Origin of the sequence: Actinomadura montaniterrae (assembly GCF_008923365.1) — a bacterium.
Taxonomy (GTDB): Bacteria; Actinomycetota; Actinomycetes; order Streptosporangiales; family Streptosporangiaceae; genus Spirillospora; species Spirillospora montaniterrae.
Genome location: NZ_WBMR01000270.1, coordinates 1 through 11,569, shown reverse-complemented (window position 1 = coordinate 11,569; position 11,569 = coordinate 1). Strand labels below are relative to the sequence as shown.

Here is an 11,569-nt window from a genome sequence, read left to right as displayed (position 1 = left end):
CTCGCCGCCGCCGGCCGCGACCTCGCCGACCTCGCCGCGCGGTGCGGCGCGCTCGTCGCCACCTCCGCCGTCGCGCGCGGGCTGTTCGCCGGCGACCCGTTCGGCCTGGACGTCAGCGGCGGCTTCGCGACCCCCGCGGCGGCCGAGCTGATCGCCGGCGCCGACCTGCTCGTCGCGTGGGGCTGCTCGCTGAACATGTGGACGACCCGCCACGGCGCGCTCGTCGGCCGCGGGGCGACGGTCGTCCAGGTCGACGTCGACGCCCGCGCGCTCGGCGCGCACCACCGGGTCGACCTCGGCCTCATCGGCGACGTCGGGGAGACCGCGCGGGCCGCCGCCGCGGAACTGGAGGCGCGCGGGCACTCCGCCACCGGCTACCGCACCGCGGACGTCGCCGAACGCCTCGCCCGCGAAGGCCGCTGGCAGGACGTCCCCTACGAGGAGGACAAGGAGCACGACAAGCACCCAGGCGGCGGCCCCCGCATCGACCCGCGCACGCTGACGATCGCACTGGACGGGATGCTGCCGCGCGAGCGCACCGTCGCCGTGGACTCCGGCAACTTCATGGGCTACCCGGCGATGTTCCTGGACGTCCCGGACGCCGACGGGCTGGTGTTCACCCAGGCGTTCCAGTCGATCGGGCTGGGCCTGGCCACCGCGATCGGCGCGGCGGTCGCCCGTCCCGGCCGGCTCACCGTCGCGGCGCTCGGCGACGGCGGGGCGCTGATGGCCGCCGCCGAGCTGGAGACGGCCGTACGGCTCGGCCTCGGCCTGCTGGTGGTCGTCTACGACGACGAGGCCTACGGCGCCGAGGTCCACCACTTCGGCCCGTCCGGCCACCCGCTCGGCACCGTCACGTTCCCGCCCGCCGACCTGGCCGCGATCGGGCGCGGCTACGGCTGCGCGGCGGCGACCGTCCGGCGGCCGGACGACCTCGCGGCCGTGGCGCAGTGGCTCGCCGGGCCCCGCGACCGGCCGATGCTCGTGCACGCGAAGGTCGCGCGGGGACGGCCGTCCTGGTGGCTCGAGGAGGCCTTCCGCGGGCACTGACCGGTACCGGGTCGTGTAGCCGCCGTTCGCCGGGGAAGGAACGCGGACAGTGATCATCCACTGTGCCCAGCGTCACGACCCCGAGGAGGAGAGATGGCCGCACCCCCGCGAGCACGAAGGCTCCCGGACATCGTCGTCGAGATGTCCGCGGAGTTCGCCGGGACGCTGATCCTCATCCTGTTCGGCGTCGCCGTCGTGGCCCAGGCGGTCGCGGGCAGCGGCCTCGGCGAGCCGCAGAGCCTCGGCGGCCACGACGCGATCGCCTGGGCGTGGGGCCTCGCGGTCACGCTCGGCGTCTACGTGTCGGCGCGGCTCAGCGGCGGCCACATCAACCCGGCGGTGACCGTCGCGCTCGCGGTGTTCAAGGGCTTCCCGTGGCGGAAGGTGATCCCGTTCATCTTCGCGCAGACGCTCGGCGCGTTCATCGCGGCGCTGATCGTCCGGTGGGACTACAGCGAGATCCTCGACAAGTTCGACCCCGGGCACACCACGAAGACGCAGTTCGTGTTCTCCACCATGCCGGGCAACGGGTCGCTGCCGATCCACACCTGGGGCGCCTTCCGCGACCAGATCATCGGCACCGCCATCCTCCTGTTCCTGGTGCTGACGCTCACCGACCTGCGCAACTCGCCGCCACTGGCGAACATGGCGCCGTTCATCATCGGGCTCATCGTGGTCGCGATCGGCATGGCGTTCGGCTCGGACGCGGGCTACGCGATCAACCCGGCGCGCGACTTCGGCCCGCGGCTCGCCCAGTACATCACCGGCTACGACAACGCCTGGCGAGATCAGTACGGGCACTTCTACTTCTGGGTGCCCCTCGTCGCGCCGATCATCGGGGGCATCGTGGGCGCCGGCCTGTACATCCTGCTCATCGGCCGCAACATCCCGGAAGAGGGCCCCGGGGGTACCGAGCCGAGGCCCGAGTACGACGTCGAGGAGTGACGGGCGCCGCCCGTCCCCGCCCCGAGCGTCCCCGTCCCGCCCGCCACCGCCTCGAACGTCCCGCGCAGAAAGGCAGAGCCGCATGGCCGACTTCGTCGGCGCCCTCGACCAGGGCACCACCAGCACCCGGTTCATGATCTTCGATCACGGCGGCAACGAGGTCGCCCGCCACCAGCTCGAGCACGAGCAGATCCTGCCGCGGGCGGGCTGGGTCGAGCACAACCCCACCGAGATCTGGGAGCGCACCCGCGCGGTCATCCAGACGACGCTGAACAAGGCGAACCTGACCCACGCCGACCTCGCCGCGTTCGGCATCACCAACCAGCGCGAGACGACCCTGGTCTGGAACCGCCGCACCGGCCGCCCGTACTACAACGCGATCGTGTGGCAGGACACCCGCACCGACCGCATCGCCTCCGCGCTCGAGCGCGACGGCCGCGGCAAGACGATCCGGCACCGCGCGGGCCTGCCGCCCGCGACGTACTTCTCCGCCGGCAAGGTGCAGTGGATCATGGAGAACGTCGACGGGGTGCGGGAGGCCGCGGAGAAGGGCGACGCCGTCTTCGGCAACATGGACACCTGGGTGCTGTGGAACCTGACCGGCGGGACGGACGGCGGCGTGCACGTCACCGACGTCACCAACGCCAGCCGCACGATGCTGATGGACCTGGAGACCCTCGACTGGGACGACGAGCTGCTGTCGTTCTTTGGCATCCCGCGCTCGATGCTCCCGGAGATCAGGCCGTCGTCGGCGCCCGACCCGTACGGCGTCACCCGCGCGGACGGCCCGCTCGGCGGGGAGGTGCCGCTGACCGGCATCCTCGGCGACCAGCAGGCCGCGACGGTCGGGCAGGTGTGCTTCTCGCCCGGCGAGGCCAAGAACACCTACGGCACCGGCAACTTCCTGCTGCTCAACACCGGTGAGGAGCTCGTCCGGTCCAAGGCGGGGATGCTCACGACGGTCTGCTACAAGTTCGGCGACCACCCGCAGGTGTACGCGCTGGAGGGCTCGATCGCGGTGACCGGGTCGGCGGTGCAGTGGCTGCGCGACCAGCTCGGCATCATCTCCGGCGCCGCGCAGAGCGAGAACCTGGCCCGGCAGGTCGAGGACAATGGCGGCGTGTACTTCGTCCCCGCGTTCTCCGGCCTGTTCGCCCCGTACTGGCGGTCGGACGCGCGCGGCGCGATCGTCGGCCTGTCCCGCTTCAACACCAACGCGCATCTCGCCCGCGCCACGCTGGAGTCCATCTGCTACCAGTCCAAGGACGTCGTTGAGGCGATGCGCGAGGACTCCGGCGTCTCGTTGGACGTGCTCAAAGTGGACGGCGGCGTGACGGCCAACGAGCTGTGCATGCAGATGCAGGCGGACATCCTCGGCGTCCCGGTGTCGCGTCCGGTGGTCGCCGAGACGACCGCGCTCGGCGCCGCCTACGCCGCCGGCCTCGCCGTCGGGTTCTGGAACACCACCGACGAGCTGCGCCAGAACTGGAACGAGGACAAGCGCTGGCTGCCCACCTGGAGCGACGAGCAGCGCGAGCAGGGCTACGCGGGCTGGAAGAAGGCGGTCGAGCGCACCTACGGCTGGGTGGAAGTGGACTGAGCGAACTGGGCGGTGATCTCGTCGATGGTCCGCAGGATCGCGACGGTCTCGTCCAGCGGCATCAGGGGCGACTCGGTGAGGCCGGCGCGCAGGCAGCGCGCCACCTCCTGCGCCTGGTAGGTGTAGCCGTGCCCGTCGATGTCCGCGGTGAGGACCTCGGGATCGCCGCCGGTCCGCACGACCGTCATCGACGCGGGACGGTAGAACGGCGACGCGACGTCGACCCGGCCGCGCGTCCCGATGACGGTGGCGATGTGCGGCGAGTCGCCGAGCAGGCCGCAGTGCAGCAGCGCCACGGCGCCCGAGGTGTAGCCGAGCAGGACGCCGGTGTTGGCGTCCACGCCCGTCGGCGCGGGTGACGCGGTGGCCTGCACGGACGCGGGCGGGCCGAGCAGCGGCCAGGTGAACGACAGCGGGTAGCAGCCGAGGTCGAGCAGCGCGCCGCCGCCCAGTTCCGGCGACCACAGCCGGTGCTCCGGGTCGTAGGCCGCGGTGATGGAGAAGTCGGCGTACACGGCCGTCACGTCGCCGATCGCGCCGTCGGCGACGAGGTCGCGGAGCCGCCGGGAGAGCGGGTTGAACCGCGTCCACATCGCCTCCATCGCGAACACGCCGCGCTCGCGCGCGAGCGCCGCGAGCTTCTCGGCGTCGGCGGCGCCGGTGGTGAACGGCTTCTCCACGAGCACGGCCCGCCCCGCCTCGATGCACTGCCGCGCGGGCTCGTAGTGCAGGGGGTGCGGCGTCGCGACGTACACGACGTCGACGCCGTCGTCGGCGGCGAACTCGGCGTACGAGCCGTGCGCCCGGGGCACGCCGTACCGTTCGGCGAACGCGGCGGCGGTGCCGTGCGAGCGCGACCCCACGGCGACGACCTCGTGATCGGGCAGGCGCAGCACGTCCTCGGTGAACACGGCGGCGATGCCGCCCGTGCCCAGGATCCCCCAGCGCAGCGGTGTGTCGGTCATGCGCCGATCGTACGGTGTGGCGGTCCTTCCCCCGGCGGTGAAGGTGATCTAGTGTCCGCCGGGGACAGTGCCGTAGTCGGCCGGTCACCGAACGTGCCGGCCCGCCCGAGAGGACCCCGCATGAACCGGCGATTCGCTGGAGCCGTCACCGCGTCGATCGCCCTCGCGGGAGCCGCAGCCCCGGCCGTCCCGGCGGGCGCCGCCGAGGCCCCGGGCGCATCCCGCGGCCCCGGCGAGGTCGACTTCACCGGGATCGTCGCGCTCAGCAACTGCTCGGGCTCCCTGGTGCGCGGGCCGCGCTCTCGCGACTCCGACAAGGCCCTGGTCCTGACCAACGGCCACTGCCTCGAGGACGGGATGCCGAAGCCCGGGCAGGTCATCGTCGACCGGACTTCCACCAGGACGTTCACGCTCCTCGACCGGACGGGCCGCACCACCCTCGGCACCCTGAAGGCCACCCGGGTCGAGTACTCGACCATGACCGAGACCGACGTCACGGTGTACCGGCTGGACGAGAGCTACGCGGCCATCCGCAAGCGGTACGGCGTCCCCGCGCTGCGCCTGTCGACCGCCCGGCCGCACGACGGCACCGAGATCCGCGTCGTGTCGGGCTACTGGAAGGCCGTCTACGGCTGCAAGACGGACGCGACCGTCTACCGGCTGCGGGAGGCCGGCTGGACCTGGAAGAACTCCATCCGGTACACGCCGCAGTGCCGGACCATCCACGGGACGTCGGGGTCGCCCGTCATCGACGCCCGGACCCGCCACGTCGTCGCGATCAACAACACCGGCAACGACGACGGCGAGCGCTGCACCCTGAACAACCCCTGCGAGGTCGACCGGAAGGGCACTGTCACCGTGCGGCACGGCGCCCACTACGCCGCGCAGACCTACCTGCTCGCGCGGTGCCTCGGCAAGGGCGGCGACGTGGTGCTGAGCAGGTCCTGCGCGCTGCCGCGGCCCTGATCCCGATCGTTTCCGCGCGCTGCCGTGACCCGGGCCTTCCGCGCGCTACCGTGACCCGGGCCTTCCGCGCACCGCCGCGTCAGCCGTCCGCGAGCAGGCCGCCGCGCAGCCGCTCGAGCGTCGCGCGCAGCAGCCGCGACACGTGCATCTGCGACAGCCCGACCTGCTCGGCGATCTGCGTCTGCGTCTTGTTGCCGAAGAACCGCAGCAGCAGGATCGTCCGCTCGCGTTCGGGGAGCTCGTCGATCAGCGGCCGGAGCGCGTCGCCGTCGATGAGGTTCTGCAGGGCGGGGTCGTCGGAGCCGAGCCGCTCGCCGACCGTCCCCGCGTCGCCGTCGGCGGTGCCGTCCGCGGGCGCCTCCAGCGACAGCGGCCGGTAGGCGTCGCAGGCGACGATCACCTCGACCGTCTCGTCCTCGGTGATCTCCATGAGCGCGGCGATCTCCCGGGTCGTGGGGGAGCGGCCGTGCTCGCGGGTGAACCCCTGGACGGTGCTCTGCAGCACCGGCCGCAGCTCCTGGATGCGCCGCGACACCCGCACGCCCCACGTCTTGTCCCGGAAGTGCCGCTTCACCTCGCCCGTCACCACCGGGTAGGCGTAGGTGACGAACCGGTCGCCGACCTCGGGGTCGAACCGGTTGATGGCCTTGACCAGCCCCAGGTACGCGACCTGCTGCAGGTCGTCGAGCGGTTCGCCCCGGTTGGCGTACCGGCGCGCGACGCCCCGCACGAGCGGGATGTGCATCTCCACGATCCGCGTGCGCAGCCGGTCGCGGCGCGGGTCGTCCTCCGGGAGGCGGTTCATCTCCGCCAGGAGGAGCTCGGCCTGGCCGTCCCCGAAGCGGGGCGGCCGCTCCTCGGGCCGCGGGGGGCTGGACGGGCGCGCCGACGTCATGGGGGTCGTTCTCCTTCGAGGTGCCGGCGATGGGCGGGTCGCTGATCGCTGCGCCTCCTGTACCCGAGGAGCCGCCTCTCACACCGGGCCGCCTCTCACACCGGGCCGCGGCGCCGTCCGGCCGCCGTGGGGAAGGAGGCGCCGCCGTGTAGAAGGAGGCGAGGCGGGTAGCGGGCGGGAGACGGACGAAGGGGAGCCCCGTGAGCACGATCACCGAGTCGGTCAACGTCACCGTTCCGATCCGCGTCGCCTACGACCAGTGGACGCAGTTCGAGGACTTCCCGCGGTTCATGGAGGGCGTCGAGGAGATCCGCCAGGTCGACGACACCACGCTGCACTGGACCGTCCGGGTCGCCGGCGTCACGCGGCGGTTCGAGGCGCGCGTCACCGAGCAGCTGCCGGACGAGCGCGTCGCGTGGACGTCGACGGAGGGTCCCGCGCACGCGGGCGTGGTGACGTTCCACCGCCTCGACGACGACACCACCCGCGTCACCGCGCAGATGGAGTTCGACCCCGAGGGGTTCGTGGAGAAGGCGGGCGACAGGGCGGGGGCCCTGCACCGCCGCGTGAAGGACGACCTCCGGCGGTTCAAGACGTTCATCGAGGCGCGCGGCGTGCAGACGGGCGGCTGGCGCGGCAAGGTCGACCGCCCAGGACCCTGACGGGCGGGGCGGGGGCGCGCCCGGCGCACTCCCGGTGATCGGTAGACTGGGCCTGCGCCCTCGAGGGAGCGGCGCCACGGCGGTGGGGCCCGCCGTCCCCGCAAGGGGGAGAACCGCGGTGCGATCCGCCAACGGTCCCTACCGGTGACTGATGTTTCCGCTGGTAGGAGTGTGCCGTGCCCGATGCCGTGACAGGACGTCCCGTCGATCCCGACGTCGATCTCAGCGTGCCGCGCCAGCGGTTCGAGCTGCGCCGCGCCCCGTGGGCGACGCTCGGCGCCATCGCGGCGGGCGGGGTCCTCGGCGCGCTCGCCCGGTACGGGCTCACCGAGGCGATGCCGTACCGGCCCGGCGAGTTCCCGTGGCCGGTGTTCCTGATCAACGTGTCGGGCTGCCTGGTGATCGGGGCGCTGATGGTGCTGATCACCGAGACGTGGCGGGTGCACCGGCTCATCCGGCCGTTCCTCGGCGTCGGGGTGCTCGGCGGCTACACCACCTTCTCCACCCACATCGTCGACTTCCAGCGGGCGCTGTCGGCCGGGGCGCCCGGGGTGGGACTGGCGTACCTCGGGGGGACGCTCGCCGCCGCGCTCGCCGCGGTGTTCGCGGGCGTCCGGCTGACCCGCCTCGCCGTCCGCGCGCGTCCCAGGGAGCGGTCATGAGAATCCAGGGTCCGGCGCTGCGCCTGACCGTCTTCGTCGGGGAGAGCGACCGGTGGAACCACCGGCCCCTGTACACCGAGATCGTGCACCGGGCGCACCGGGCCGGGCTCGCGGGCGCGAGCGTGGTGCGCGGCTGCGAGGGGTTCGGCGCGTCCAGCCGCATCCACACCTCCCGCATCCTGTCGCTGTCGGAGGACCTGCCGATGGTGATCGTGATCGTGGACGCCGAGCGGAAGATCCGCGCGTTCCTGCCGCAGCTGGACGAGCTGGTGGAGGAGGGCCTGGTGATCATCGACCCGGTCGAGGTGATCCGCTACACCGGCCGCGGGGCGGAGGGGGAGGCGTGACCGTCCTGCTCATCGCGCTCGGCGCGGCGCTCGGCGCGCCGCTGCGTTACCTCACCGACCGGGCCGTGCAGGCCCGCCACGACTCGGTGTTCCCGTGGGGGACGTTCACCGTCAACGTGGCGGGGTCCGCGCTGCTGGGGTTCCTGGCGGCGCTGCCCGCGTCCGGGGGGCCGATGGCGTTCGCCGGGACGGGGTTCTGCGGCGCGCTGACGACCTACTCCACGTTCGGTTACGAGACGCTCCGGCTGGCCGAGGACGGCGCCCGCTTCTACGCCGTCCTCAACGCGGGCGCGAGCGTCGCCGGGGGGCTCGGCGCCGCGTACTGCGGGATGGCGCTCGCGCAGGCGTTCACGGGCTGACCCTCCGCCGCCCGCGAGGGGCGGCGCCCCGGGAGACCTGGCGCCCCGGGAAACGTGGCGCGGCCCAGGCTCGCTGACCAAGGGACCTGGCAGAACCCGGCCTGCGAGTGGGCCGCGCAGTTACTTTTCCCAGCCGCCCCGTTCGGTAAACCGGCAGGTGTCTCAAGTGTCACGGAGCGGGGAGCCGCGCCACGCGGCGCCCCGCGCTCCGTCACGGACGCCCAAATCCGGGGCCGCCGCGGACATGGGCGCGCCCCTCCCGGGTAACAGGCACCAGCGTGCCACCGATGGGAGGGACCGACATGACTCGTCGCAGGCTGCTCGCGGCGCCGCTCGCCGCCGCCGCTGCGGTCGCCGTCGCCGCCGCGGGCTGCGGGGGAGAGACCGGGCACGCCTCGCCGGTCGCGGCGTCGGTCCCCGTCGCCGCCCCGAGCGCCTCCGGCGCGCCCGTCTCCGACCAGGACCGGGCCTGGCTGCGCGACACCCGGCAGGCCGACCTCGCGGAGATCGCCGCCGGCCGCACGGCGCAGCGCAAGGGCACGACCCCGCAGGTCACGTCGGCGGGCGCGATGCTGGTGCAGGACCACACGGCGTCCGACGCGAAGCTCACCGCGACGGCGTCCAGGCTCGGCGTGGAGGTGCCGTACGCGCCGTCCAACGTCCAGACGCTGCAGGCGAGCGAGCTGGAGCGGGGCTCGGGGCGCTCGTTCGACCGCGACTGGCTCAACGCGATGATCGGCGGCCACGAGAAGGCGATCGCCGAGACGAGGACCGAGATCGCCAAGGGCTCGTCACCGGACGTGAAGAACCTCGCGGCGAGCGTCCTGCCGGTGCTGCAGAAGCACCTGGCGACCCTGCGGAACGCCCAGGGCGGCTGAGCGCGGCGTGCGGGTCCTGGTGACCGGCTGGCCGAGCTTCCTGCACGGCGAGGCCACCGCGGGGGACGTCCTGGCGATGGAGGCCGTCCGGCGGGCGCTCGACGGCGCCGGGATCGGCTGCGACCTCGCCTGGAGCCCCGTCTTCCGCCCGGGCGGCCTCGACCTCGACGCGGCGGACCCCAACCGCTACACCCACCTGGTGTTCGCCTGCGGGCCGCTGCACGGCGCGCAGGTCGAGGAGCTGCACCACCGGTACGCGCGCTGCCGGCGCGTCGCGGTCGGCGTCTCGGTCATCGACCCGGACGACCCCGCCGTCACCGGCTTCGACGCCGTCCTGCCGAGGGACGCGCCGGAGGCGGCGCCGCGGCACGACCTGGCGGCGCTGCCGGAAACGGAGGAGGTGCCCGTCGTCGGCGTCATCCTCGCCCCGGGCCAGCGCGAGTACGGGACGCGCCGCCGCCACGACGCGGTCGAGGCCGAGCTCACGGCCTGGCTCGCCGGCCGCGCCTGCGCGCGGCTGCCCCTCGACACCCGGCTCGACCCGCGCGACTGGCGGCTGTTCTCGACGGCCGCCGAACTGGAGTCCGCGCTGCGCCGCCTCGACGCGGTCGTCACGACCCGCCTGCACGGGCTCGTCCTCGCACTGAAGAACGGCGTCCCCGCCCTGGCCGTCGACCCGGTGGCCGGCGGCGCGAAGGTCGCCGCGCAGGCCCGCGCCTGGTCCTGGCCCGCGCTCGTCACCACCGGCGAGCGGGACGCGCCGCCGCTGCTGGACCCCGCGGAACTCGACCGGTGGTGGCGGTGGTGCCTGGCGCCCGGGGGCGCGGGCCGCACGCCCGCCCGGCCCCCGTCCGCGGGCCTCCTCACCGACCTCCTGGCCGCCCTCCGCGCCTAGGTCCCGGCGTGCGTCCCGGCTAGGCGGGCTTGGCGACGAGCAGCTCGCGGGAGAACCACTCGATGGTGGAGCGCAGACCCTCCTCGATACCGCACCGCGGTTGCCAGTCCAGCACCTTCTCGGCGAGCGTGGTGTCCGGCCGCCGCACCTTCGGGTCGTCCTGCGGCCGGTCGACGAACCGGATCCGCGACCGCGACCCCGTCAGCTCGACGATCAGCCCGGCGAGGTCGGCCATGGAGATCTCGTACGGGCTGCCGATGTTGACCGGCCCCGGATGGTCCGCCATCGCGAGCGCGATGATGCCCCGGACGGTGTCGTGGACGTGGCAGATCGACCGGGTCTGCGAACCGTCCCCGGTCACGGTGAGGTCCTCGCCGGTCAGCGCCTGCCGCAGGAACGTCGGGATCGCGCGGCCGTCGTCGGGGCGCATCCGCGGCCCGTAGCTGTTGAAGATCCGCACGATGCCGGTGTCGAGGCCCCGGGAGTGCCGGAACGCCGACGTCAGCGCCTCCCCGAACCGCTTCGCCTCGTCGTAGACGCTGCGCGGCCCGACCGGGTTGACGTTGCCCCAGTACGTCTCGGGCTGCGGGTGGACCAGCGGGTCCCCGTACACCTCGGACGTGGACGCCAGCACGAACCGGGCGCCCTTCTCCTCCGCGAGCTCCAGCGCGTTGCGGGTGCCCTGGCTGCCGACCTCCAGCGTCTGGATCGGGTACCGCAGGTAGTCGGCGGGGGACGCCGACGACGCCAGGTGGAACACGTAGCCGACGTCGCCGGGCACGTGCACCGGCTCGGTGAGGTCGCGTCTCAGGAACCGGAAGTCGCGGCGGTCGGTGAGGTGGGCGATGTTGCGGGACGTGCCGGTCAGCAGGTTGTCCAGGCAGACGACCGAGATGTCCTGGGCCAGCAGCGCCTCGCACAGGTGCGAGCCGAGGAAGCCGGATCCTCCGGTCACGACGGCGCGGGCATGCCTCATCTGTTCCTCCTAAGCGTGTAGCGTGAGCGCCTTCCCGGCGGCCTCGACGGCCTGGTCCGCGGAGATCTCCAGCAGGCCCGGGTGGGGTTCGCCGCCGTGCGGGTCGCCGGAGCGCCCCGCCCACAGCACCCGGTGCTCGGCCCGGTCGGGCGGTCCCCACCGGGCGGGGGGCGTCGGCCCGAACAGCAGCACCGACGGCGTGCGGAAGGCGGTCGCGAGGTGCGCGACGCCGGTGTCGCCGCAGACCACCAGCCGGGCGCCCGCGACGAGCGCGGCCAGCTGCGGCAGGTGGGTGCGGCCGGCGAGGTCGTCCCGCGGGTCCAGGCCCGCGAGCTCCACCACGCCGTGCGCGAGGGGCCCCTCGCCGGG

14 protein-coding genes are annotated in these 11,569 nt (G+C 73.7%); 10 read left to right on the top strand and 4 right to left on the bottom strand.

Annotation, left to right across the window (positions count from 1 at the left end; genetic code table 11):
• From F9B16_RS44745 to glpK, 3 genes are all read left to right on the top strand, one after another.
• Nucleotides 1-1,050: thiamine pyrophosphate-dependent enzyme (locus tag F9B16_RS44745; protein WP_192809304.1), on the top strand; the 1,050-nt coding region annotated here is incomplete at its 5' end.
• Between the two features lie 93 nt (nt 1,051-1,143).
• On the top strand, nt 1,144-1,995 hold the full coding sequence (locus F9B16_RS44740; RefSeq protein WP_151546353.1) for an MIP/aquaporin family protein: 852 nt from the start codon (nt 1,144-1,146) through the stop codon (nt 1,993-1,995).
• Between the two features lie 82 nt (nt 1,996-2,077).
• Nucleotides 2,078-3,595, top strand: coding sequence for a glycerol kinase GlpK (gene glpK / locus F9B16_RS44735; protein ID WP_151546352.1), 1,518 nt, complete (start codon nt 2,078-2,080; stop codon nt 3,593-3,595).
• Here glpK and F9B16_RS44730 read toward each other — a convergent pair.
• Nucleotides 3,571-4,560 carry a Gfo/Idh/MocA family protein gene (locus F9B16_RS44730; protein ID WP_151546351.1) on the bottom strand — a complete coding sequence of 330 codons (990 nt, stop codon included), beginning with the start codon at nt 4,558-4,560 and terminating at the stop codon, nt 3,571-3,573. The two genes, glpK and F9B16_RS44730, sit on opposite strands and share 25 nt — an antisense overlap.
• 120 nt (nt 4,561-4,680) lie before the next feature.
• Here F9B16_RS44730 and F9B16_RS44725 point away from each other — a divergent pair, with 120 nt between their 5' ends.
• Entirely contained in the window at nt 4,681-5,526 is an 846-nt protein-coding gene (locus F9B16_RS44725) for a S1 family peptidase (protein ID WP_151546350.1), read from the top strand.
• Nucleotides 5,527-5,605: 79 nt separating this feature from the next.
• On the opposite strand, the gene F9B16_RS44720 is transcribed toward F9B16_RS44725, so the two are convergent.
• Complete coding sequence (locus tag F9B16_RS44720; RefSeq protein ID WP_151546349.1) at nt 5,606-6,421, bottom strand: SigB/SigF/SigG family RNA polymerase sigma factor; 816 nt, start codon at nt 6,419-6,421, stop codon at nt 5,606-5,608.
• Between the two features lie 200 nt (nt 6,422-6,621).
• On the opposite strand from F9B16_RS44720, the gene F9B16_RS44715 reads away from it, so the two are divergent.
• The 6 genes from F9B16_RS44715 to F9B16_RS44690 all read left to right on the top strand — a co-directional run bounded on the left by F9B16_RS44715 (nt 6,622) and on the right by F9B16_RS44690 (nt 10,224).
• The gene (locus tag F9B16_RS44715) at nt 6,622-7,083 is read left to right on the top strand and encodes an SRPBCC family protein (protein ID WP_151546348.1); all 462 of its coding nucleotides are present in this window, start codon (nt 6,622-6,624) and stop codon (nt 7,081-7,083) included.
• 176 nt (nt 7,084-7,259) lie between these two features.
• On the top strand, nt 7,260-7,745 hold the full coding sequence (locus F9B16_RS44710) for a fluoride efflux transporter FluC (protein WP_225992497.1): 486 nt from the start codon (nt 7,260-7,262) through the stop codon (nt 7,743-7,745).
• Entirely contained in the window at nt 7,742-8,092 is a 351-nt protein-coding gene (locus tag F9B16_RS44705; protein WP_151546347.1) for a DUF190 domain-containing protein, read from the top strand. Before F9B16_RS44710 ends, F9B16_RS44705 begins: the two co-directional genes overlap by 4 nt.
• Entirely contained in the window at nt 8,089-8,451 is a 363-nt protein-coding gene (locus F9B16_RS44700) for a fluoride efflux transporter FluC (RefSeq protein WP_151546346.1), read from the top strand. Before F9B16_RS44705 ends, F9B16_RS44700 begins: the two co-directional genes overlap by 4 nt.
• A gap of 302 nt (nt 8,452-8,753) precedes the next feature.
• On the top strand, nt 8,754-9,329 hold the full coding sequence (locus tag F9B16_RS44695; protein WP_192809303.1) for a DUF4142 domain-containing protein: 576 nt from the start codon (nt 8,754-8,756) through the stop codon (nt 9,327-9,329).
• Between the two features lie 7 nt (nt 9,330-9,336).
• On the top strand, nt 9,337-10,224 hold the full coding sequence (locus tag F9B16_RS44690; RefSeq protein WP_151546344.1) for a polysaccharide pyruvyl transferase family protein: 888 nt from the start codon (nt 9,337-9,339) through the stop codon (nt 10,222-10,224).
• Nucleotides 10,225-10,243: 19 nt separating this feature from the next.
• Here F9B16_RS44690 and F9B16_RS44685 read toward each other — a convergent pair whose 3' ends face one another.
• Entirely contained in the window at nt 10,244-11,200 is a 957-nt protein-coding gene (locus F9B16_RS44685) for an NAD-dependent epimerase/dehydratase family protein (protein WP_151546343.1), read from the bottom strand.
• Nucleotides 11,201-11,209: 9 nt separating this feature from the next.
• On the bottom strand, nt 11,210-11,569 hold a 360-nt coding region (locus tag F9B16_RS44680; protein WP_192809302.1), incomplete at its 5' end, for a glycosyltransferase family 9 protein.

Excerpts from the sequence above, each read along its gene's own strand:
- F9B16_RS44725 (WP_151546350.1), top strand. The coding sequence starts at position 4,681 with ATGAACCGGCGATTCGCTGGAGCCGTCACCGCGTCGATCGCCCTCGCG.
- F9B16_RS44695 (WP_192809303.1), top strand. The coding sequence starts at position 8,754 with ATGACTCGTCGCAGGCTGCTCGCGGCGCCGCTCGCCGCCGCCGCTGCG.
- glpK (WP_151546352.1), top strand. The coding sequence starts at position 2,078 with ATGGCCGACTTCGTCGGCGCCCTCGACCAGGGCACCACCAGCACCCGG.
- F9B16_RS44705 (WP_151546347.1), top strand. The coding sequence starts at position 7,742 with ATGAGAATCCAGGGTCCGGCGCTGCGCCTGACCGTCTTCGTCGGGGAG.
- F9B16_RS44730 (WP_151546351.1), bottom strand. The coding sequence starts at position 4,560 with ATGACCGACACACCGCTGCGCTGGGGGATCCTGGGCACGGGCGGCATC.
- F9B16_RS44740 (WP_151546353.1), top strand. The coding sequence starts at position 1,144 with ATGGCCGCACCCCCGCGAGCACGAAGGCTCCCGGACATCGTCGTCGAG.
- F9B16_RS44720 (WP_151546349.1), bottom strand. The coding sequence starts at position 6,421 with ATGACGTCGGCGCGCCCGTCCAGCCCCCCGCGGCCCGAGGAGCGGCCG.
- F9B16_RS44685 (WP_151546343.1), bottom strand. The coding sequence starts at position 11,200 with ATGAGGCATGCCCGCGCCGTCGTGACCGGAGGATCCGGCTTCCTCGGC.